Annotated in this window: 18 protein-coding genes; 6 read left to right on the top strand and 12 right to left on the bottom strand. The window is 33.6% G+C overall.

Annotated features, from left to right (window positions below; translation table 11 throughout):
* The 7 genes from WC622_RS03760 to WC622_RS03730 form a co-directional block, all read right to left on the bottom strand.
* Complete coding sequence (locus tag WC622_RS03760) at positions 1–1,737, bottom strand: STN and carboxypeptidase regulatory-like domain-containing protein (RefSeq protein WP_372817433.1); 1,737 nt, start codon at positions 1,735–1,737, stop codon at positions 1–3.
* The gene (locus WC622_RS03755) at positions 1,737–2,696 is read right to left on the bottom strand and encodes a FecR family protein (RefSeq protein ID WP_372817431.1); all 960 of its coding nucleotides are present in this window, start codon (positions 2,694–2,696) and stop codon (positions 1,737–1,739) included. Before WC622_RS03755 ends, WC622_RS03760 begins: the two co-directional genes overlap by 1 nt.
* 7 nt (positions 2,697–2,703) lie before the next feature.
* A complete protein-coding gene (locus WC622_RS03750) occupies positions 2,704–3,282 on the bottom strand; it encodes an RNA polymerase sigma-70 factor (protein ID WP_372817429.1) in 579 nt (192 codons plus the stop codon).
* A 59-nt stretch (positions 3,283–3,341) separates the two neighbouring features.
* The gene (locus WC622_RS03745; RefSeq protein WP_372817427.1) at positions 3,342–4,844 is read right to left on the bottom strand and encodes a DUF4833 domain-containing protein; all 1,503 of its coding nucleotides are present in this window, start codon (positions 4,842–4,844) and stop codon (positions 3,342–3,344) included.
* 11 nt (positions 4,845–4,855) lie between these two features.
* Entirely contained in the window at positions 4,856–5,509 is a 654-nt protein-coding gene (locus WC622_RS03740) for a head GIN domain-containing protein (protein ID WP_372817425.1), read from the bottom strand.
* 36 nt (positions 5,510–5,545) lie between these two features.
* Positions 5,546–6,685, bottom strand: a complete 1,140-nt coding sequence (locus WC622_RS03735; RefSeq protein ID WP_372817423.1) for a hypothetical protein — start codon at positions 6,683–6,685, stop codon at positions 5,546–5,548.
* Between the two features lie 341 nt (positions 6,686–7,026).
* Positions 7,027–7,329, bottom strand: coding sequence for a GNAT family N-acetyltransferase (locus WC622_RS03730; protein ID WP_372817421.1), 303 nt, complete (start codon positions 7,327–7,329; stop codon positions 7,027–7,029).
* A gap of 178 nt (positions 7,330–7,507) precedes the next feature.
* Here WC622_RS03730 and WC622_RS03725 point away from each other — a divergent pair, with 178 nt between their 5' ends.
* Positions 7,508–7,876 carry a hypothetical protein gene (locus WC622_RS03725; RefSeq protein WP_372817419.1) on the top strand — a complete coding sequence of 123 codons (369 nt, stop codon included), beginning with the start codon at positions 7,508–7,510 and terminating at the stop codon, positions 7,874–7,876.
* 406 nt (positions 7,877–8,282) lie between these two features.
* On the opposite strand, the gene WC622_RS03720 is transcribed toward WC622_RS03725, so the two are convergent.
* On the bottom strand, positions 8,283–8,906 hold the full coding sequence (locus WC622_RS03720) for a GNAT family N-acetyltransferase (RefSeq protein ID WP_372817417.1): 624 nt from the start codon (positions 8,904–8,906) through the stop codon (positions 8,283–8,285).
* A 216-nt stretch (positions 8,907–9,122) separates the two neighbouring features.
* Here WC622_RS03720 and WC622_RS03715 point away from each other — a divergent pair, with 216 nt between their 5' ends.
* Positions 9,123–9,983: an AraC family transcriptional regulator gene (locus WC622_RS03715; RefSeq protein ID WP_372817415.1), complete on the top strand. Its 861-nt coding sequence runs from the start codon at positions 9,123–9,125 to the stop codon at positions 9,981–9,983.
* A 20-nt stretch (positions 9,984–10,003) separates the two neighbouring features.
* On the opposite strand, the gene WC622_RS03710 is transcribed toward WC622_RS03715, so the two are convergent.
* The gene (locus tag WC622_RS03710) at positions 10,004–12,157 is read right to left on the bottom strand and encodes an alpha-L-fucosidase (protein WP_372817413.1); all 2,154 of its coding nucleotides are present in this window, start codon (positions 12,155–12,157) and stop codon (positions 10,004–10,006) included.
* A 502-nt stretch (positions 12,158–12,659) separates the two neighbouring features.
* Between WC622_RS03710 and WC622_RS03705 the strand changes: the two genes are divergently transcribed.
* On the top strand, positions 12,660–13,358 hold the full coding sequence (locus WC622_RS03705; protein WP_372817411.1) for a hypothetical protein: 699 nt from the start codon (positions 12,660–12,662) through the stop codon (positions 13,356–13,358).
* Between the two features lie 397 nt (positions 13,359–13,755).
* Here WC622_RS03705 and WC622_RS03700 read toward each other — a convergent pair whose 3' ends face one another.
* From WC622_RS03700 to WC622_RS03690, 3 genes are all read right to left on the bottom strand, one after another.
* A complete protein-coding gene (locus WC622_RS03700; RefSeq protein WP_372817409.1) occupies positions 13,756–14,745 on the bottom strand; it encodes a hypothetical protein in 990 nt (329 codons plus the stop codon).
* A 144-nt stretch (positions 14,746–14,889) separates the two neighbouring features.
* Positions 14,890–15,921, bottom strand: coding sequence for a hypothetical protein (locus WC622_RS03695; RefSeq protein WP_372817407.1), 1,032 nt, complete (start codon positions 15,919–15,921; stop codon positions 14,890–14,892).
* 697 nt (positions 15,922–16,618) lie between these two features.
* A complete protein-coding gene (locus WC622_RS03690) occupies positions 16,619–17,737 on the bottom strand; it encodes a hypothetical protein (RefSeq protein ID WP_372817405.1) in 1,119 nt (372 codons plus the stop codon).
* A gap of 210 nt (positions 17,738–17,947) precedes the next feature.
* Between WC622_RS03690 and WC622_RS03685 the strand changes: the two genes are divergently transcribed.
* From WC622_RS03685 to WC622_RS03675, 3 genes are read left to right on the top strand one after another with little or no spacing between them, the layout of a single operon-like run.
* On the top strand, positions 17,948–19,369 hold the full coding sequence (locus WC622_RS03685) for an ATP-binding protein (RefSeq protein ID WP_372817403.1): 1,422 nt from the start codon (positions 17,948–17,950) through the stop codon (positions 19,367–19,369).
* Positions 19,356–22,022: a Z1 domain-containing protein gene (locus WC622_RS03680; protein ID WP_372817401.1), complete on the top strand. Its 2,667-nt coding sequence runs from the start codon at positions 19,356–19,358 to the stop codon at positions 22,020–22,022. The genes WC622_RS03685 and WC622_RS03680 overlap by 14 nt, the downstream gene beginning before the upstream one ends.
* Positions 22,015–22,959 (top strand): PD-(D/E)XK motif protein, encoded by a 945-nt coding sequence (locus tag WC622_RS03675; protein ID WP_372817399.1) that lies wholly within the window; start codon positions 22,015–22,017, stop codon positions 22,957–22,959. The genes WC622_RS03680 and WC622_RS03675 overlap by 8 nt, the downstream gene beginning before the upstream one ends.
* Positions 22,960–22,970 lie beyond the last annotated feature (11 nt).

Here is a 22,970-nt window from a genome sequence, read left to right as displayed (position 1 = left end):
TTACATTATTGTAATCCCTGCACTATAACCTAACCAGCCTTTATTACCATTAATGGTTTGATGTTTTGCTGGCACAATGTTTTGTTTATAATTTTTAGCACTTGAACCTATTGGCGCATCACTAATGTAATAGTTATAAACTGGTCCGCCGAAAATGGTAATCCCCTTAAATAGTTGGATTTGAAGATTAGCGTGAAACTTTGTTAAAATATTTGCATGATCCCAATTACCTAGATGAATGCGTTGTGCCGTTAATTCTGCAGCTATCGAAATTCGTTTATTGAAAATTAAATCATGTCCAAAACCTAAACCAAATGTCTCAATTTTTGCGGTATCTGAAAAGTTTTTACCTGCAAAGAAAATGGTATAAAGTGATGCATTACCTGTCTTTACAGCAATGTTGGCATTGATCAAATCATTCGTTGATAAACTGATTTTATGATAGCCAGATTTAACTATATTAATCAAACCAAAGCTAACTCCAGAAGAGGTATCAGCTATGTTTATCAATCCCAATTGAAAACCTTTATTATTCCTTGTGTAATTAAAAACACCCGATAGTTGCATCCCTCTTAAAGTTCTAGAAGTGATATTCCCCAAGCCAGCAATTTGCATTCCATGGGTACTACGAATACTAATATTAGCTAAGCCCGCTAATTGAAGCCCACCTGTATTTTTAGAAGTGATGTTGCTTAATCCAGCTATTTGTACTCCTTTTGCATTTCCCTTAACTGTATTTGCCATACTAATTTGTATGCCTTTAACATTTCCGCGAACGTTATTCATTAAACCAGCAACTTGAATACCATTAACAGAACCGCCGACTACGTTAAATAAACCTCCAACTTGTACTTTATTTACATCACCCTTGGTTAAGTTAAATAAACCTGCAACCTCTACTCCATCTACACCTGCAGTATAACCGCCCAATAAGTTTAATGAAACCTTATTTACCACTTTAGAACTCATCATTCCGTGAGAGCTCAAACCTGGAGTTAAGGAAGCCTGAAAAGGTGTGTTTGCTAAAAAATTAGGGATGTTACTATTCTGAATGCGTTGTTTGGCCGATAGAAAAAATTTACCAATTCCCAACTCTTCAATCGCATCGGAAAAAAAAGTTCCCTTTTCTTTATCTGGGTCATTATAACCCTGGGGCTTAATATCAATACTTGATAGAAACACCAAAGCGGTATCTCTATACGTTTCTTTACTTGCAGTTAAAATTATTGCGGCATGATCGCCTTTAAACTTTAGGTTAAAAAATCCATTGTCATCAGTTAAAGTGCTTTGCAGTAGTTTTTTTTCGTAAACGCTAGCTTGTTTGACCTTTTTTCCAGTTTCTGTATCAATTACATAACCGCTAATCATATATAAATTTTCAGCAGTTGTAATGTTATCTGCTTCTATTGTAAAATGGTTTACCGCATAGCGTAGAATAATATATTTGTCATTTTCCTTGTAATCTACCTTTCCATCAAAAATCTGATCTAGCACATCTCTAATTGGTAAGCTTTTGGCATTTAATGTTACTAAACTATCTTGTTTAAATAGGGCCCCATTGTAAGCAAAATAAAAATTTCCTGCATTACTAATTTGTTGTAAAACAGAACTCACCTTTTGCCGCTTAATGTCAAAAGTTACTCGTTTAGAAAGATTATTCTGGTAATTATTTATAGGCATTTGTGCTTTACAAATGCCAGTCAAAATAAGAAATAAGAATAGTAGTTTACTCTTCATTACTTATAAGACAACAAAATTTCATGTTGGTTACGAGAAACCTTTAATTTCAGCGCATCACAAACATATTTTAAATTATTTTCCAAAGAGCCCAGTTCTAATGTAATGTAAATGGTTAAATCTTTTACTTCATCTCCCAATACGATATTGCTACCGTAAGCTTCATTTAGTTTAGCTACTAATTCTGGCAATGGCGTATTATTGGCTACAAAAAGTTTAGTTCTGTAATAATTATACAATTGATCATCGCTTTGTTTTTTGATTAAAACTTTGGTATTCGCATCAATTAAAATCCGTTCACCCTTGACTAACGTAATCTCCTCGCTTCCTAAGGAAACTTTTACAATTCCACTTTCAACAACCACCTCTGTTTCATCTTTTAAATGTTGAATGTTGAATGAAGTTCCTACAACCTCTACCGAAACATCATCAATTTTGATGATAAAAGGGTTGCTCTTGTCATGCGCAACATTAAAGAAAACATCACCCTTTTTTAAATGTACTCTTCTATTAGTCTTGAAATTATTAGCATAACTGATCTCAGAATTTTTATTAATCGTTAACTCAGAGCCATCTGGAAGAATTTGACTAATCACTTTATCTCCAGAAAAAATATCCTGATAAGTAGAATTTCCAAAAAAATTATAAACTGTCCATATGCTTAAACCTAATACAAAAACTGCGGCAATCTTTAACCAGGCATTCATTCTATTTAATGGGTTAACTATCGTTTCTTTTTTAGTTAAGCGTTGATCTGCTTTCTCTTTAAACTTTAGCCATGCTTCATTTTCATCAACAGTTGTTTTTTCTTTTAAACTTCCACTTGCATTCCAAATTTTTTCAAATTGTGCAAAATAAGTGGCATTTTCAGTATCCATGGATAACCACCTCTGTACCTCAGCATTTTCTTCTTCGCTAGTTTCTTTAAGTAGAAACTTTATCAATAATTCATCGTTCATGCTTTCCCTAGTTTATAAAATCTTTATAATATGTTATTCCTATTAAAACCAAAATCAGAAAATCTACCAGTTTTATACGTAGTATTTTTAATGCTTTTCCCATTTGGTTTTCAACAGTTTTAATTGATATGCCTAACCGTTCTGCTATTTCTCTGTACTTTAATTCTTCAAATCTGCTCATCTGGAATATCGTTCTGCATTGCTCTGGCAACTCATTTAAAGCTACTCTTAGGTTAAATTGCAACTCTCCTAATTCTACTTTAGCTGCTGCCGATTCACTCAACTCGCTCATGGTATGCTTGGTAAAATCATGATATTTCACCTTTACCTTTTCATGTTTTAAATAATTAAGACTATCATTATAAACGCATTTATACAAATACGCTTTGATGGAAGTTTCTACATTTAACAACTCTCTTTTCTCCCAAAATCTTAAAAACATATTTTGCACTATTTCTTCGGCAAGGTCTAAATCCTTTAAAATCATGTTGGCATAAGCATGCAAAGCTTTGTAATGAGCTTTAAACAATTGCTCAAAAGATTGATCGTTATACGTACTTGCAGGAATTGTCTGTATTAAATTCACTTGTTCTTATTGTATTTCAAATATATTGGTTTTTAAACTTATGGTAACCTTTCAAAGGTTCATCCCAAATTAATTCTTTTTAAAATTTCAATTCCATTATCACTATTGGTTGTAAATAAATCTATATATTCTACTTTTGGGAACCAGAAAGTACCACCATTAACTTTTACAAAAATTCTTTTAAGCAATAAATTTTTACCTTCATCTTTAATATAAATCCTATACTTCTGATCATCTTCTGATTTCAATAGGTACATGGCTATTTTTTGATAAGCTGCTAATCTAATCTCAAAAGCTCCATCGCCAATTGCTTTGCATTTTACACCATAAGCAAACTTTTTTTCGAAACCTGTTAAATCTTTATAAATTCCATTCTCAGCGTATCTAATCCACGAACCTTTAACTGGTGATTTATAATCTATTGAACCATCTGTTTTATAATTCAGTTCATAAATTACAGTATTTGCATCTGGGGTACGCTGTAAAAAGAACAATAAATCTTTCCCCCTTGGAGTTGGCAATTTTGCTGGTTTAGTTTCTTGTGCTATTACCATCTGGCTTAGCAAAAGCATTGCCAACGCGACAGCTACTTTAATGACAACTATATTAATTTTCCTAGTCTTTAAATCAGATTTTTCGACATTATTTAATTTGTGTTTATATATTTTTGCCGGACTAGCGAAAACGAAAAACAACATTTCTCTAATTCCATCACTATGTTTTACGTCATATAACATGTCTTTATATTCATGAAAATTGAGCACAAATGGATTGGTTTTATTTTCAATTGGCGTTGTTAGCCCATAAACTGGCTTTTCTTCCTCATATTGAAAAGATCCAAAAATGTGGTCCCAAATCATAAATGTTGCCCCAAAGTTTTTGTCCAGATATTTTTCTTGGCTTCCGTGGTGTACACGATGATTAGATGGAGTGCCAAAATACTTTTCGATAAATGGATGAAGCTTTCCAATAGCTTCTGTATGTACCCAAAACTGATACAGCGTACTTAATTGGCTTGCTATAAGAAATATTACAGGATGGAAACCGATTAGGGCAACAGGAATGAAAAATATTGTTTTAAAATGCTGCACCCAGCTTTGTCTAAAAGCAACTGTTAAATTATAGTGTTCTGCAGAATGATGTACTACATGAGTTGCCCAAAAGAAACGATTGTAATGTGATGTTCTGTGCGACCAATAGCTACAAAAATCATAACCAACAAAACAAAAAATCAAAGTCCACCAGTTTAACTCCATGCGCCATGGAAGTTGATTATAAATCCAAATTGCACTCGTTATTAAAATGGTTTTCATTAAAAGGTTCACTATTAAATTACCTAAACCAACCCATAACGAACCTCGTGTTTCTTTGCTTTCATAGGTTTTATGTTCACTAAAATATGACCCAACAAACTCTAATACAGTAAGTAAAATAATAGCAGGCATGGTATAAACCAATAAATTTGGGGCATTACTTTGTAACTGATATATATCTGTCAGAGCAATTCTTTCAGCTCCGAAAATAGAGCCGAAAGATTGCAAATATGGTTGAAGGTTAATCATGAGCTTAAGTTTTAAAATTTAATTACTTTCCCTGATCCACTAATATGGGATTCTACTGTGGCATTACCAGAATAATACACTTTACCACTACCGCTAATAGATGCTTTCAATTCACTTTGCACTCCAATTCTTGCATCTCCGCTACCTGAAATGGTAACATCAGCATAGTTGCTGGTTATTTTCTCAGCTTCAATTTTACCTGAACCAGAGATATTGACATTCAATTCTTCGACAAGAATATTACTGTTTGCCACAATATCACCAGATCCACTGATATCAAAATTTAAGAAATCGATAACTGGGAAATTACCACTTAACGTAATTTTAGCACTACCGCTAAGCGTAATCGCTTTTATGCTTGGCAGTGTGACAAATATTTCAATATCATCTTGTTTAACATTTACATTATCAAAACTTAAATAAAGTTTACCATTTACAATGTTGGTTTTGAAATAAGGCATAAGGTTAGCTGAACCTTTTAGTTCAATTTTATAATCAGCCCCGAACTTGATATAAACATTGTTTGCTCCACTGGTATGAACTTTAGTAAAATTGCCAGGATTTCTAGTTTCTGTAATGATATTGCCATCGGCTGTAATTCTATCTTTTTTACAAGAAGTTAAAAATAGAATGGCTAGTAAGCTGAAAGTGATTAATTTTTTCATAATTGTAATAATTTGTGTGTATTTAATATCTGATAATTAGAAAATGATGTTGATACCACCTCCATAGCCGATATATAAGGTTTCCTGATAATCTGACCATTTACTTTGCCATTGATCGATGTGTTTTTTGGGATTCAAAGATTTACCTTCAATAGTATTTGTGCTTACAAAATTTACGGCTGGTCCACCAAATATTTCGATATGTTTACTTAGCTTAAGAGCTGGTAAAAGCTTAAATGATGATTTAAAATATTCGCCTTCTTTAAAACTTTCTAAAGTGCTTTGAGTTAGTTCGATATTAAGCCTAAAGTTATCTGATTGGAAAAAGTGCACACCCAAACCTACTTCTAATGCATAAATTTCATCTTCGTTTTTGAAATTATAACCAACAGCGAATATGCCATACATCGTTTTACCACCAGACCTGAAAATAAGCATGGCTGTTTGGTTTTCATCGGCACTAACACCAATGCTTTTTTCTCCATTTTTAATAAAATTGAGAATACCTATTGGGCAATCACTACTATCTGCAATGTTAATGAAACCAGCTATTTGGGCACCTTTTATTTTTCTAGCAATGTTAATGAAACCAGCAAATTGAGAACCTTTCACATCTTTTGCCTTGTTCATAAAACCAGAAATTTGCGAAGCGGATACATTTTTTGCAACATTCATAAAGCCTCCAAATTGCGCCCCATTAACATTCATGGCTACATTTGCAAAGCCAGCAAACTGTACACCCTTTAAATTTCCGTGTGCTATATTTGCAAAGCCTGCGAAAGCGGCTCCATCACCCTCATGGTAGGTGTTTGCAAAACCAGCAAATAAAGCTCCACTAGCTTTTTTACCGATATGATTAGAGAAACCTGCAAATTGAGTCCCGTAAGTATTGTTGCGAACAACATTTGAAAGTCCTGCAAATGCTACACCCTTCTCTACTGAAGAAACCCCAGCTAATACATTTATAGAAAGACTATTTGTATCAAGCGGTGCATTTCTGCCATTGCTACTTAGCGGGTATATTAGGCCAACGTTTATTTTTGTAGTATTGTTTTGCTGTGCCTTACTAATAATCCCAGTAGTTAAAACTGCTAAGAATATTAAAGTTTTAAAGATCGATAGGTTAAACCCAGTTTTACCTTTTAGTGTATTTGTTTTGTAGTGTGTAATTTTCATTTTCTGTCGAATTTTAAAATGAGACAACGAAAAGAAACTTTACCCCTACGTCAATTTTAAAAATATTTTTTAACTAATTAAATGACTGGAAATCAAATATTTAAATTTCTATTCTAAAATTGTATTTGACTTCGATTTTAGATATCAACCTAAGCCACTAAACGTGTATTTAGCAGTTTCTTCGAAGAGTTGGTGCAGGAGGAATTGGAGGGCGATGGCCCAATTGGTTAATAGAATGCCAGAAAGAGTGAAAATCAGGGTTTCACTCAAATAAAATTAATAGGGGCTACTAATGTCAGCCGAGCATCTACAAAATATAATAATTATTCATGCTCTTCTTATTAATCTTCATCCCCTTTAATCCAAACATCTTCAAATTCTTCTGGATGCCTTTTGAATTGGGCATGAACATAAGGACATAGTGGTACTACCTTAAGTCCATGTTTGCGAGCATAACTTACCATTTCATTCAGTAAGCTTTTTGCTAATCCTCTACCTTCTGCTTTTGGAACTACTTCAGTGTGGTATACAATTAAATCATCATCAGAAATAGCTAATGCCATTTCTGCTAATTGTTCTTCCCCATCCATAACAAAAAAAGCTCCTTTGCCTTTATCATTTAAATCTAGCTTAATATCTTCCATAACTGAATTGTTTATTATGAATCAAATATGTCAATTTATTTGATGATTAAAACGAGGATGTTGTTAATTGCTCATAATGTGTGAATTAAACCTATTTAAATAGAGAAATTAAGCAAAATATTAGGGCATAAAAAAAGAATTATCGATATTTGAAGAGTAGCCGCATTGATGATCTCAGATGAATAAATTTAGTAAAAACTATACAATTGCTTCCAATCTTGTTTTATGTAGCTTTATCATTGGGCTTGTTATTCTTTTTATGCGGGGGCTTGAGGATTGGGGCGATGTCCTTATTGCAGGTGTATTTTTAGCATTGAGATATTTTTCGGTTTTTTTAATTAAAAGACGTTTTACGTGGGCTAAGTACTTATTAATTATTTTGATTGTAAAAAATATACATCGTTTATTTAATTTAGAAACTTCTCCTCAGTTTAATGCGTTTGCAATAGGCCTAGTTATTTTACAAATTGTTATCACTGTTGTTGCATTTTTCTTGATTACCAAAATCCCTTCTAAATTGGATTTAAAAAGAAGAGATAATTATTAATCACCAAAATTTCATTAGATAAAAAAAGAGGCAGCCTTTTTCAAGTACTGCCTCTAACTTATAAACTACCATCTCTGTTTTTATAACTAGTTATGGGATTTTATCAAGGGGGTGGAACATTGTTTTCATACCCACTATATCCAATAAAAACCAATTCTATTGTAATCTGGGTTATTTAACTCTGCATCAGGTATTACTCTAGTATTCATATCTTGACTCTGGGTACTTTTATCAGTTGTACCATCAACAGCTACGTCAGAAAAAATTGATTCTGTAACTTAATTGAAAGAAATATCAGTTAATAATTATTTAAAAGATCTCAAAATTGACGAAAAGTAGTCTTTTATTTTAGTTGTAATTTCTGGATGTGATGGTAACTCTTACTATTTTTTGAAAAAATAGTATATTATTTCACTACTTTTTGAATAACATATGCAATCATTTCACTACGGATATGAAACCCTAATTTTTGATACAGCTTTACTGCACCATCATTATCATTCCTAACATGTAGGAAAGGAGTTTCTGATTTCTCTACTATTCTTTTGATCTGTTCACGAATAAGTCCGAAAGCATATCCTTTCCCTAAATGATTTGGATGAGTACACACTGCGCTAATTTCAACATAAGGTGTTGGACTAAATCGATGACCAGCCATTGCGACTAATGCATCACTATTCATTACTCCAGTATAATTTCCAAATTCTATTGTTCGCGAACGAAATGGACCAGGTTCTGTTAGTTTAACAAGTGCTAACATTTCTTCTACATGAGATTTATCCAAATTCCTAAAGTCTAAATCATCTCCTGCTGGAAGTTGTTTAGATTCATACACCATTTGAAACATGTCAATTTGATGAACCAATTTCCATTGATTAGGAATAGGATATGCTACTGGTGTAAAAACGACAAACGTACTTTCTATAGCACTATTATCATAAAGCATTTCAAAATCTTGAACAGAATTATCCTTTAAACCTGCAAATGGAGCAATATCTCCTGAATAATATTTCACATTTTTCAGTTCCATTAGCAAAAATTTGATGAGCAGAGTTTAAAGAATTGTAAATGGGATTATCTAGTATATGTTTCATTTAGCACTATGTTCTACAGACAAAGATATTAAAAAGCCAAATGATACACTAAGCCTTAATCTTTACTAAATAGTAAGCGATATTATATTATTTTAACTATTTTTAATTAAAATTCAACAATAATACTGAATTATTACCTACTAAACGAGACTATGAAACCGCAACTTTTAAAAGTATCGACAGATTTAATTCATTCTTTTAGTGCTAGAAAAGACATTGTCCCTGACATTAATAGTCACTGGCATTATCATCCAGAAGTTGAGCTAATTTATTTTGCAAAAGGAAGTGGAATACAATTTATTGGAGATAGTATTGAAAATTTTAATTCTGGAGATGTAATTTTAGTAGGCAGTAATGTACCTCATTATTGGCGTTTTGATAGCATAACTGAAGATGATCATGATGTGGATGTAAGAGTAATTCACTTCAATGAAAATTTTTGGGGAGCAGAGTTTTTGGATATTCCGGAGAATAAAGAATTAAAAGACTTGTTAAAACAATCACAATTAGGCGTTCAAATTGTCGGAACAGCAAAAAAGGAAGTTGCTAGGCTAATTACGAATGTAATTGAAACAAGTGGCAGTCGAAAAATTATTAACCTGATGGAAGCATTGCTCTCTATTGCAGCCACCAAAGAGGTAAAACATTTAGTTTCTATGGGGTTTAAGTATCATTTTCAAGAATTAGAAAAAGATCGGATGCATTCTATTTACAATTATACAATATCTAATTTCAAGGAGAAAATCGATTTAAAAACCATCGCTGAGGTGGCTAAAATTAGTCCAAATTCTTTTTGCAAATATTTTAAATCACGAAGCAAGAAAACATATTCTAGGTTTATTAATGAGATAAGAGTTAGTCACGCTTGTAAACTCTTAATGGATGGAAAAGTAAATGTAAAAGAAGTTTGTTATGATAGTGGTTTTTATAACTTCGCCAGCTTTCATCAATACTTTAAAAGTATAACAGGAAAAAGTCCATTACAATACCAAAAGTCGTTTATAACTGCTTAGCCAAAGTTAATAATTGCATGTTAATGAAATAATTGCGATGCGGTAATCACTGATTTTTTACCGTTTAAGGGTTCTATACTTACGGTTAAATTGTTGCCGCCACCACTGTCATAATACCATAAGCCAATTTTATGATATCCTTTTTTAAGCGCAATAGTTCCATTCGGCTGAGGTTTGCCTTTAGCTGCATCATTTTCTGCAACTGCTTCATTATCTATCCAAAGCTTACTTCCGTCATCAGAATCTAAATAAAAAGTATACAAATCATCCTTATCTATATGAATATATCCAGTAAAACGGAGAGCAAATTTATCTTTTCTCTCCTTTTTGTCAATTGATAAGGTAGGCGTAACTCCTTTGGTCTTAACCGCAGTATTTGTTAAAGTTTCCATATTAATTTTACCCACAGGCTCAAGATATTCATAACTTACTCCTTGTTTTGCAGCTATTTTAATAGGCGCTTTCCATCGATAAACTTTTGCTTCTTTAACACTTACATTACTTTCTAAAGCGCCATCCCGCAATGCGATGGCTTTAATCATACTTTTAGCAGTCACATTAAACGGTTTGCTATATTTGGTTGATTTAGTGGTGGGCTCACTTCCATCTAGTGTATAATAAATCGCTGTTGAATTGCCTTTGAGTTGAATTGTAGTTTGTAAAGTTTTGTTATTTTGAACCACGTCAATTTCTGGTTTGTGTGCAAATTGACCAAAGCCTGCAATTTTTAGCACATATGCATAAGGTGCTTTAAATACATTTGGATCATACTCTGGCAAATCAATTTCCGTTGCATCATTTTGTATATGCCAAACCACTTTTGCTGTGCTACCCAATAAACTAAGAGAGGCAGTATTAGGTAAAATAATATTTTTTAATCTGATTTTTTTGTTGGAAGGGTATTTTGGCAAAATAGCATACAAAGCATTTGTTGTAGGATTATAGGTGTAAAAAACCTCTTTTACCGCAAAACCAGGATCTGGATCAATCGTAATTTTCGTCATGTAATCGTTTGTGGTTTTCCAATCTCCTTCCACTTTTTTAGATTGATAATACTGATTTCCTTCACTCCATTGAAAAGCATTCTTCCATCTAACCGTATTGTAAATTGCTTCTCCATTAACAATCAACCAGTCGCCCATTTGCAATAAACGCTCTTGCATAATTGGCGGTATTTTGCCATGCTCATCGGGACCAATATCCAATAAAAAATTACCTCCACGACTTACTTTATCCACTAATGAAATGATGAGTGACTGTGTTGTGTTATAATCCCAAGCATCTTCCGCACGATTGTAACCATATGAATAGCCCATTCCTCTACTTTCTTCCCAAGCATGATCCTCAAAATCTAAATCGGGTTGATACTCTGGTGTATACACCTGCCCATGATTAAACCGAATGCCACTACCCCATCTATCATAGGTTACTACTGAGTTTTTAACTGGGCTCGAGTTATATAACCATGCCAAAAATTCTTGCGAACGCCAAGTTTCCGCAGGCAAATCCCAATCGCCATCCGTCCAAAAAACATCAGGTTTATAAGTGTTAATTAAATCTAACATTTGTGGGTACATATGGTTATCCACGTAGCTTTTTATATCTTTTTTATACAATGGATTATACCATTCATACAAAGAATAATACATACCTGGTCTTACACTAGTTTTACGCAATGCAGTAAATAAATCACCCAATAAATCTCTATGTGGACCTGTAGTAACCGAATTCCAAGGAAATCCCCATGTTTTATCGGTTTCTTTACTCGGCCAAATCGCATAACCATCGTGATGTTTAGAAGTTAACACGACATATTTAGCGCCTGATTTTTCAATGAGTTTAGCCCACTCATCAGGGTTATATAATTCAGCTTTAAAATCCTTTGCTAAATCATAATAGGTGCGCTCACCAAAACGTTTTTTTTGATATGAAATACGGGCAGTATCATTACCATTTAATCCGTTTTGATACCATTCTGCATAATTACCTTTTGTACTCCATCCCGGTACAGAGTACACTCCCCAATGAATAAATATCCCAAATTTAGCTTGACCAAACCAGGTGGGAATAGGTCTGGCGTCTAAACTTTCCCAGTTGGCTTGATAATTTTGTGCGTATAAGGAAGTGGATAAGCTGAGCTCTAATACCAGGATGATGAGGGATTTAAGTCGCATATGATTATTTGTTTGTGGTCATTACAAATAAACAATATTAAGCTTAATAAAGAAAATTACTTAATACCTAAATACTAAATGCAAAATATCAGAAAGTGAGTTTGTTAAATTTAAATAGAATCAAAATTAGTCCTGCATGCTAAGAATGTATTATAGTCCAAGTTCTTCTATCAAGAGTTGACGAAATTTTGCTCCAATTGGTATAGCCCTGCTCATTCTTGCATTCAATTTTTTTTATAAATAGCATTAAGTCTTCAATCTAAAAAATCACCTAAGCCTAAAGGGTGAGCCTTTATTTTAGTTATTGTTTAAGAACATTATATAAATGAACTAAACACACTTTATCACATTAAGTTTAGCTCCCAAACGCCCTATAAAGATGATTTTATAGCAAATTAGTATGGGTTAATTTTGCTCTCAATTGGCACTAGCCTTACAGTGCAATATCAAAAGTCATAATGCATTGTTAAACAATATCTGAAATTACTTTTAAAAATAAATTATGGATAACGAACAAAAATTGACACTAAAAATATCCCTTCCATTTATTATAGCTTTTATAGCACTCAGACACTTAATTCACGAATTGCATGAAACTTCACATATGCTTCTTGGAAGATTATGGTGCGGAGAATGGGGTACGAGAGACTTTAACAATGTACAGCCCATTTCCAAGACATGTATAAATGCAGGCACAATACCAAATATATTGGAAGGCCCAATGGTTAACTACATCCTTATCTGGGTTGGTGCTTTATTGATTAAATATGGAAGCAACCCATCAAATAAATCTTGGGGGATTTCTCTCATATTTGCAAGTTTACCACTAGCAAGGGTAATTACTGCTTTATTTGGTGGAGGCGATGAAATGGGAACAGCACAAACCTTTATTCAAAATGCTTATCTAGCTAGGCTAGTAGTTTTAGCTTTAATGTTTATTGTACTTGCTTATCCATTAACAATTGCCTTTAAATCATTATGTTCAAGGCATAGAATTATATATTTTATGTCATTCCTTATCTTACCTATGCTGCTGGAAGGTTTTGTGGTTCTTCTTTTTTTCAATCACTTACTTAAGATTGGAATAATGGATACAATCTGGTTTATGGGCATGCCAAAGCTTGTAGTAGTGGTTTTGATAGTTGATATTATTATTCTTTTGGTTTTTGCCAACAGAATCAAAACATTAATAAGGAAATAGATTCATATCCATTTGAATATGAACTAATTTAATCCGCTGTAAACATAGAGTTAAACGTTTCCTTATAGCAAAACAACTCACCAAAACAAAAATATGAACTATAAACATTTTTTATCATTAGGTATTGTCCTAACGATTGCAATATCATCTATTGCACAGACCAAAACCAAGGTTACTAGACTACAAGATCCAACACTGCCTTAATCTTATTATACAGAAGAGGTAAGTAAACATCTTTTCCAAGAGTTAAAAACTGGTTCAATGGGCGAGTATGGAAGTATAGAACAAACTATATCTCCTAAAGTATTAAATGATATTCATAAGTGGATAGACCAGCAAGTCAAAAAATAAACAATTGAAATTCATCTAAACTGCTGCAATAATATTGTGGCAATTTTTAAACCCTCTTTAACCACTCTAATACCCCCCCATTTCCTTCTAAAGCAAATATAAAACCTTCCACTAAAACAACTAACTTCCCATTATAAAAAAAAGAAGCGTTTAACCTTGGTGACGGAATAATGAAATCAGATGCACCAAGTTGTTGTTGTCCAACCTGCCAACACAAATTGCCATCCATTGTAATACAGCTGATAATAAATTCTTTACGATCGAGTGTTTTATAACTGAAAGTAAAAAATCTTCCAGCTAATGTGTCTACGGCTAATATTCGCCCAGCAAGCAAAAATAATTCACTAGCGGTTTTTTTATTTGCGAAAACCAGTCTTTGTTGTTCTCCTTGTTTATGCAACGATACAATAGGTACCCCATCTCTAGTATGTATTAGATTTGCATCGACTTTTAGGTTCATATCTAATTGATTTGCTAATTTCTCTGAACCATGCTTTACTAAAAAAGATGTCTTATGACCATCTTTCGCAATAACTTCAATACTTTCTGTAAGGGCATTATAATCAAACTTATAAACACCAGTTTCCATCCCTTTCAATTTACCCAGTCGAGGTCGATCAAACATATCAATAGTTGATCCATTAATTAGGCTTGTGGCTACCAACCTATTATCACTTTTTAACCAAGCTACCTTAGCTCCATTACCTTGTAATTCATAGCTTCTACCAATCAATTTAGTAAATAGTAACTTTCCACTCCCTAAATCAATTCCCCTAATACGGTAATTCACAGAAGATCCCATGCCCCCTGCCGAACGGCTATAATAATCTTCTAGCCAAACAACTCCTTTTTGATGAAGTAATAATTTAGGTCCTGTTGTAGCATAACCTAAACCTAAATATTCCGGATTAATCTCATTAATAAAAATCGAAACTGAAAATATAAAGAACATTCCAAAAACTATCCATCCAGTAATTCGATTTCCACTTAAACTTTCTTTACGTCTGAAAAGCCCAAGTTTACCAATATGTATCACCCAATAGATGATAAAAAAAAAGGCAATTAAGCCAAGTATACACCATAGCCCATATAACCTCAAAAAAGTAATTAGGTAATTGAAAAAAATTTCCATATTAAGTTTCTAGTTTATTTGAAGTATTGCTGAAGCTTCTTAATATAATCAGAAAGGTACATCAGCGTAATGATGATCTGTCATCCATTTTGATACTAAGAAAAAAATTGTTGGCATTGACTGCTTTTTTCTTGCAGCATTGACTTTAGCTGCCCTTATAATATTACCTAAAGTGCTACCATCCATTGCACTGCAAGTAAAATTTGCCCTTAATTCTAATAGCTTATACACTAAATTCCAGTTGCTCTCCTTTTCAGGAAATGCGGCCGCAACTTGAGCCGCAAACATTATTGGGGTTTGACCTTTTGAGTTTCTCACATCAATATCTGCCCCACTCCTTATCAGCAATAGCACTATGGCATTTTCTTTCTCGCCCTTGCCAATCATATCAAAAATTAATGGATCTTTTCCTCTAATATTGCGATTAGGGTTCATTCCAAAATCTAATAATAATACTACAGATTCTGGTGATAAACAATCATAATCAGCAATCAATGCATCATTTGCATGAATGCCTGACTCTAGCAATACTCTCAATATTTTTTCAAAAGAATTCTTTAGTTTTCCATTTGAGCAATTCATATCTATTGCGAATTGTAAATAGCTATATTGATTTTCATCACTACTCAATTTATCTGCTTCCTTAGCTTTAGCTATTAATTCACTAAGCAGTTCGACATTGTTATATTCGATTGCTAATGCAATATCTTGTTGGGTGGATGTATGGTAATAATGTAGTGCTTGTGATTCTTCTCTCTTGACAACCAAATCTAGTTTAGCTATCATCAGAGCAAAGGTGAAAACTAATGGAACTGCAGAAAAAGTGCACCCTAAAATCAATGCTTTATCATTACCAAACTTAAGAATGACCATAGATAATATGATGATTCCAAGAGCTACAAAAAAGAAGGATAATTTAGGATACATTTCCTCATTTAGCATAAATGAACTGCCTTTAATAAAAAAAACCACATGAATTACTAGCGCCACTAGATCAAATGCCAACAACATTAGTAGCATTTTCCAAACAGTTCCTTTATCCTGTATACTTTGTATATTATTTCTCAGTATTTTTTCCATTTTGATGGAGAGCTTTAGCAAGCTGTATAAAATCGTTAGGCATAGTTAACCCTTTTTGATTTGCTTCTAATTCAATCTGGAAGGGCATGGAGAGGTACAAATGGGATCAATTTTAATAGATATCATGAGATTTTTGGGAAAGAAGCTAAATGAGAAGTTAGAAGGCCATTAAATTCGGTATTGGATTTTATTTCTGAAAGGAATCCTAAAAACGAAGTGCTACTGCATTGGAAGTCTTGAAGCTATCCCAATAGTGCCTACTAACCTAATTTATTGATTGTTTTAGCAATTTCCGCAAGGAAGCAGATTGAATACTACCATTTCCGCTGTAACACCCATCTATTCTGCCCTCTCCGTGCCTATCCTTGGTTAAATCTAGACCATCAGGAGTTTGTATCTGAGTTGTACAACTCACTGCATGACATGCTTTATATAGAAGAATTTTTGCCTCATTAGGCATAGTTTAAAACAAAAAAGGCTGTAAATCTAAGATTTACAGCCTTTCGTTTTCGTTTTGTAACCAGTAGCCCGTAGGGGAATCGAACCACCCCACTAAAAGCTTTTATATCAATGATTTACAAACAGCTAAATTCGGTACTCATTGAATTCCCCACTGCTTTTAAATACGTTTTGACCGTAATTACTTATAGTGCAAATATAGCAACAATCATGCAATTTCCAAACAAAAAGGCACTATTTACCAATAGCCTTTTTTAACTGCGGTTAACGTTTTCTTATCCACGTCGTTAAGTAGTTCGTCATCTTTGTTTATAAATGGATCGTACCAGTCTACCTTGCTCCTAGCCCATAACAGGTAGTTCTCCATTTCTTCATTATACCTGTTCTGCTCCCTTGCCAGCCTTTCAGTTTCTTCAAGGTATCTTCTCATTAGCACAGCTTTCTCCCATAACTCGGAATCGGTCTTTAATTTAAAAAAATCTACGAGTTCAGTAGCCTGCCTTTTTTCAATGTTAACCTTGATTTGTCGCTCATTTTCGACCTTTGCTCTCCATAATTCCTGCTCTTTCCGATGTTCCTTTGCTTTAATTGCTGCAAGCTTTAGAAATTCAATAATATCATTCACCTTTTCCTCGATCGACACGTATGTAGTATCTTTCCACTCCTTTGAATTCCACGAATTTTCTCCAATCTTGAAATGGAGTATTCCAGAGCCGATGTATTCATAATTATCCCAAGAATACTGGGCATCTTTTTTTTCGATTCTATTTTGTTTTTCCCTTAGCAATAAAACAAACTTTTCGCCATTAAACATCGTAAACGTCGAATGTGGCATTACACTAATAGTCCCTCCAGCCTTTTTTATTTCAATGATAACAGAGTTGAAGAATCGCAGTGATTTTTCTATTAAGGTCGGACTCACATTAATACTTAAAGCATGGTAGCCTATCGATATCAGCTTCTTGTTGTCCCGCCCTTTAGCTTCTGCTTGATATATCCTCTGTGCTTCGGAGACTACCTTATCAAATTTATCAACTGATTTTTCTTCTGCCTTCTGAAAATGCTGCTCTATTCGTTTTTCTCTCTTGATCTTGGGTGGCTTGGGTTCATAAATAATCTTTTCTGCAATAGTATTATCTATATGAAGTGCTTTCTTTTCAATTATGTGTCCAGCCCTTAGTTGCGACCAATATCCATTTGGCGGTACTGGGATCTTATATTTTTCTAACAGCATTTTGACCTCGGCGTAAGTGCCACCATACAGTTCGATAAAATGGCTTAGTGGTTTTTCCCAAACTATATTATAGAGATCCTCTCTTGTGAATTTAATTTGGATCATTTGATTTTCTTTAGACATTTTATTGCTACCATAAATTTATAGTTTGAAATGCTTAAAAATAATAAGATTTCTCATCATGTAATTGTCCGAATGTTAAAATTGCCTACCTTACCAATTGTAATTTACATTAAGAGATAGATATATAGCTGAACACGGCTTTAATAGATGACAGTATACTTAAAGTTTATTATTTTAGATTTTTAATTAAAAGTTTCCTCTCTCAAAAAAATGCCAAAGACCGAACTTGTTAATCCTAATGTTGGAAATTTTATTGAATCTATCCGAGACATAGGGTATTCTTTTGAGGTAGCTGTTGCTGACCTTATAGATAATAGTCTTACCGCAGGGTGTTTGAATATTAAAATCGTTACCATACCTCAACCTGATCTAATATTTGCAATGCTTGATGATGGTTTTGGAATGTCTGAAGTAGAGCTATCAGAAGCGATGAGACTAGCATCCAAGCACCCTCGTGAAGTCAGAACCAAGACAGATCTTGGACGATTTGGATTAGGACTTAAAACCGCATCCTTTTCTCAGTGTAAAAAGCTAACTGTCATTTCAAAAAAAGATAACTCTGTAGTTGCTAGACAATGGGATATCGATTATATATCTGAACAAAATGCTTGGCTACTCATTAATCCAGATAAAATTGACCATTATCCATTTTATGAAGAACTTTTAAACTTAAACAGTGGAACTCTTGTATGCTGGGAAAACGTCGATAGATGTGAAAAAAATGGTTTTTCTAACGTTATTGACAAGTTAAGAAAACATCTATCTCTAGTATTTCATAAATATTTAGAAGGATCAGAAACTTCAAAATCGGTAAGAATACTTGTTAATCAGAACCCACTTATCCCATTCAATCCATTTAATCTTAACCATTCGGCTACACAGCAACTTGCCTTGGAAAAAATTAAATTGTATGGAACAACTATTTTAGTCCAGCCTTATATTTTACCACATCACTCAAAGCTGTCACAGCAAGAATACGAATTATATGCAACTGAAGATGGCTACATTAAATCTCAGGGATTCTATTTATATAGAGAGAATCGAATTCTAATTTATGGTACTTGGTGGGGGCTTCACAAATCTTTAGATGCACACAAACTTGTTAGAATTAAGATTGATATACCTAATAGCATCGATACTTATTGGGGAATAGATATCAAAAAATCTATTGCAAGGCCTTCCGAGGAAATAAAAAATGATTTGCGCCGTATCATTGGCCAATCAACAGAAAAAGGATCGAGACCATTTACAGGTAGAGGTCGAAAGATTGAAAATAAAAACATAGTGCACTTCTGGGAAATTCTTCCGCTCAATGACGAATTCCGTTTCGCAGTAAATCATGAGCATCCATTTTACAAGGAGTTGTCTTCTAGCCTTACTCCTGAAAATCTTGATAAATTAAACTATTATTTAAAAGGACTGGAAGCATATCTTCCGCTAGAAGCAATTCAATTCAAGCTTCAAAAAAGTCCTCATTTGGTTAAACAACAATCTGCATTTTCTGAAGAAGACATTGTTGAGTTGACTAAAAAATTAATTGATGCGGGTCTTTCACAAGAATATATAAATGAGCTTTTGAAAACCGAATTATACAACGATCGCAAAAACCTACTTCAAAATGGACACAATTAGCTATCAAGCAATAAAGGAAAATATACACAATAAGCTTGTTAAAGTGACAGGAGCCCTTGCTCATGACAAAATTGAAGAAGAAATTACTAAAATAAGAAAAGTCATCGCAACAGTAGGCACTGAAACATTTGCGGATATACTTTCTATAGAAAAATATTCAGATCTATCAGAAAGTGATTGGAATAGATTAACACGGGAATTTGAAATTCATTTCAACGTTAAGTTACCAAATGGCACACTTATTCAAGGAGATGAGCAACAAGAACGCGATACAGTCTGGTGGTCAACTCTTCATAAGCAAAAATCAGAAAAATATTATTGGAATAGATATGCAAGTTTTCTAGAAACAACACTTCCGCCAGATGTAGTGAAGACAATTGATGAAGATACTGATGTCGTTATGGATAATCTGGAGAATCCATCTTCATCAGTATTCTCTCGCTATGGCATGGTAGTCGGCCATGTACAATCAGGCAAGACCGGCAATTATGCAGCAATAGTTTGTAAAGCCGCCGATGCAGGTTATAAATTTATTGTTGTTATTGCTGGAGACAAAAACAACCTGAGAAATCAAACTCAAGAACGACTAAATGAAGCATTCATTGGACAATCAAAAGGGATACAAGTAGGCGCTGGCAAAGGAAATTCTAGCCACGAAAAATTGCCTTATAGCCTAACAACTGTAGAAAAAGACTTCAATAAGCATGATGCAGATAAGGTAGCCCAAGGTTTAAATTTCGACAATATCAGCGTGCCGATACTTCTTGTTATAAAGAAAAACTCCGGAACTCTAAAAAATGTAATTGATTGGCTACAAAAGCAATATGTGAACAAGATTGTGAAACATGCAATGCTAGTAATCGATGATGAATCTGATTATGCATCCATTAATACGAAGGAAGAAGATGATCCAACTCAAATAAATAAAAAACTTCGCATTCTTCTAAGTCTATTCCAAAAGAGCGCTTACGTCGCTTTTACAGCTACACCTTATGCGAATATTTTTATTGACCATAATGCTGAAAATACGGAATTAGGAAGAGATCTTTTTCCCAAGGATTTTATTTATGCGCTCGATGCTCCCACAAACTACTTTGGGGCAAGAAAAATATTTCTCGACAATAAGAGGAAACACTTAGTTGCAATCAATGATTGGAGAAATTTACTTCCGTTGAACCATAAAAAAGATTTAAGTATCGATGCTCTGCCTGAAAGTTTATTAAAAGCCATAAGACTTTTTCTTTTAGTTGTAGGCATTCGAGCACTGAGGGGACAAGGGAACAAGCATAATAGTATGCTCATTCATGCTTCAAGATTTACGGATGTCCATAAAATGATTGCAAAGTTAGCTGGAGCTTATGTTTCATTAGTTAGAAAGGATATAACATCATATGGAAAACTTGATAATGCAATAGAACAAAGTATACACCTACAGAACTTAAAGAGTACACTATTTGATGTTTATCCAGAAATAGAATTTAGCTGGTCAGAAGTTTTAAAAAGTCTAGTTAAGATCATTGATTCAGTCATTATCAGGGAAGTGCATCAAAAAACGACACTCCCTTTAGTGTATAGAAATGATATTGTTACCAATGCAATAGTTATTGGAGGGACAAGTCTTGCAAGAGGATTTACAGTAGAGGGTCTAAGTATCAGTTATTTCTTGAGAAGTACAGTTTTTTGGGACACCTTGCTTCAAATGGGTAGATGGTTCGGATATAGGCCAGGGTATGAAGATTTATGCAGAATTTTTATGTCTGCTGAAAGAATTGATGATTTTTCAGAAATAATTAAATCTACGGAAGATCTTTACCTAGATTTTAAATTAATGGCCGAGAAGGGCATGACTCCTAATGACTTCGGACTGGCTGTTCAAGAAAACCCTGATAGTGCATTGCAGGTAACTGCCAGAAACAAGCAAAAAAATGTCACAGAATATATTCATTCTCTCAAGCTTGATGGAAGACTAAAAGAAACCAGTCGCCTTAGAAGTGACCCTAATGATATTGAAAAAAATGTTCAATTGGTCAAAAATCTGATTGATGCTTTGCCAAATCCAGAACCAATCGAAGGTAGCTTCATTTGGAGAAAAATTGATCGATCGGTTGTTGGAAATTTTTTAAAGAATTTCAAGACTTTTGAAAACGATAGATTGGGACTCACATCAAGAATGCCATTGCCATTCATAGAAAAGTTTACAGAAGAGCGTGAAACGCTATGGGATATTTCATTGCATAACGGCATTGGAAGCACGTTTCAATATAAGGATATTAAAGTTAAAAGAGAGACTAGACAATTCTCATATAAGGATGATGGTTATTTTGAAATTCAGAATCGACAGGTATCATCTGGGTCAGCTGAATCAATTGCTATATTAGATCCCGAACTAAGAAAAACTTACGGTCCTGACCGAGGTTTAACTCGTAAAAATATGGAACGTCCACTTTTGATGATCCATATCATAGAACCTACATTCAAAAAGGATGGCATGCCAACTTCGAATTTTGACAGTATAACCGAAATGATAGCCATTGGAACAAGCTTTCCGGGAGATGTTACATCGAAAGAAGATATTGTAACGTTAAAAATTAATACTGTTTATTATCAAAATTTATTAAAAGACCTTGAATTAGATCAGATTTCAGATGACTGACCAACTTAATAATCCATGGAACAATATGTTCATCTCCAGTGGAAGAAGGATAGACACTGAAACAAATCATAATATTTTCTGGATATTGGATGATGGTGGTCGAGCTGGTATAAGAATAAATGTTAAAACCATCCCCGCAGAATTTGAGGACGTTGGAAAATTCAGTGGAATTTCTATGATTATTAGATATTTGACAGATTCTGACGATGAGTTATATCTAATTTTGAATAATTCTTCCGACAAGGAAATATTCCATACACTATGTTCAAACCTTATAGTTATTGCTGTATCTATCAGAGATGAAACCCAACTGTTTATTGCAATTTTGAAAAGACTGAAACACTGGCAACGATTTTTGAGCCAGGTTGCTTCAAAGATGTTATCAGAAAAAGTCCAGATGGGATTATATGGGGAACTCATTTTTTTGATAGAATGCGTTATGCCAACTATGAGTGATAAAGATGCATTGCTTTCATGGGTAGGTCCTGATTTTCATAAACAGGATTTTTCATTTGAAAATAGCTTGGTAGAAATAAAAACATTTATATCATCAAATGGACCTTTCATAAAAATCTCATCCATGCACCAATTAATATTTGAACTAAAGCCCTTAACACTTGTAGCCTATGGGCTTACTAAAAATAATACTGGCCGATCTATAATCGATTTGATAAAGGAAATAAAAGATAAATTTACCGACAATCATTATTTACTAGATATCTTTGAAAGTAAGCTCGCCTTATACGGTTATCTTGATGGTATTTCTGAAGAACCATTTTTTAAGTACTTCACTGATACCAAAAAGGCATTTAAAGTCAATAGTGAATTTCCAAAAATTACCCCAAAAGAAATCGCTAATCAGATTGTAGCACTCCAATATACCATTGATCTTTCTAAGTGTTCTATTTTTGAAACAAACCTTAACGCAGCTTTTTAACTCACCATCCC

This window comes from Pedobacter sp. (assembly GCF_041662865.1).
In the GTDB taxonomy this organism is placed as follows: domain Bacteria; phylum Bacteroidota; class Bacteroidia; order Sphingobacteriales; family Sphingobacteriaceae; genus Pedobacter.
This window is presented reverse-complemented; position numbering and strand designations above follow the sequence as displayed.

Coding starts and splice junctions, on each gene's coding strand:
- WC622_RS03710 (WP_372817413.1), bottom strand. CDS start 12,157: ATGCGACTTAAATCCCTCATCATCCTGGTATTAGAGCTCAGCTTATCC.
- WC622_RS03720 (WP_372817417.1), bottom strand. CDS start 8,906: ATGGAACTGAAAAATGTGAAATATTATTCAGGAGATATTGCTCCATTT.
- WC622_RS03680 (WP_372817401.1), top strand. CDS start 19,356: ATGGACACAATTAGCTATCAAGCAATAAAGGAAAATATACACAATAAG.
- WC622_RS03755 (WP_372817431.1), bottom strand. CDS start 2,696: ATGAACGATGAATTATTGATAAAGTTTCTACTTAAAGAAACTAGCGAA.
- WC622_RS03705 (WP_372817411.1), top strand. CDS start 12,660: ATGGATAACGAACAAAAATTGACACTAAAAATATCCCTTCCATTTATT.
- WC622_RS03715 (WP_372817415.1), top strand. CDS start 9,123: ATGAAACCGCAACTTTTAAAAGTATCGACAGATTTAATTCATTCTTTT.
- WC622_RS03725 (WP_372817419.1), top strand. CDS start 7,508: ATGAATAAATTTAGTAAAAACTATACAATTGCTTCCAATCTTGTTTTA.
- WC622_RS03740 (WP_372817425.1), bottom strand. CDS start 5,509: ATGAAAAAATTAATCACTTTCAGCTTACTAGCCATTCTATTTTTAACT.
- WC622_RS03760 (WP_372817433.1), bottom strand. CDS start 1,737: ATGAAGAGTAAACTACTATTCTTATTTCTTATTTTGACTGGCATTTGT.
- WC622_RS03690 (WP_372817405.1), bottom strand. CDS start 17,737: ATGTCTAAAGAAAATCAAATGATCCAAATTAAATTCACAAGAGAGGAT.
- WC622_RS03675 (WP_372817399.1), top strand. CDS start 22,015: ATGACTGACCAACTTAATAATCCATGGAACAATATGTTCATCTCCAGT.
- WC622_RS03695 (WP_372817407.1), bottom strand. CDS start 15,921: ATGGAAAAAATACTGAGAAATAATATACAAAGTATACAGGATAAAGGA.
- WC622_RS03730 (WP_372817421.1), bottom strand. CDS start 7,329: ATGGAAGATATTAAGCTAGATTTAAATGATAAAGGCAAAGGAGCTTTT.
- WC622_RS03745 (WP_372817427.1), bottom strand. CDS start 4,844: ATGATTAACCTTCAACCATATTTGCAATCTTTCGGCTCTATTTTCGGA.
- WC622_RS03685 (WP_372817403.1), top strand. CDS start 17,948: ATGCCAAAGACCGAACTTGTTAATCCTAATGTTGGAAATTTTATTGAA.
- WC622_RS03735 (WP_372817423.1), bottom strand. CDS start 6,685: ATGAAAATTACACACTACAAAACAAATACACTAAAAGGTAAAACTGGG.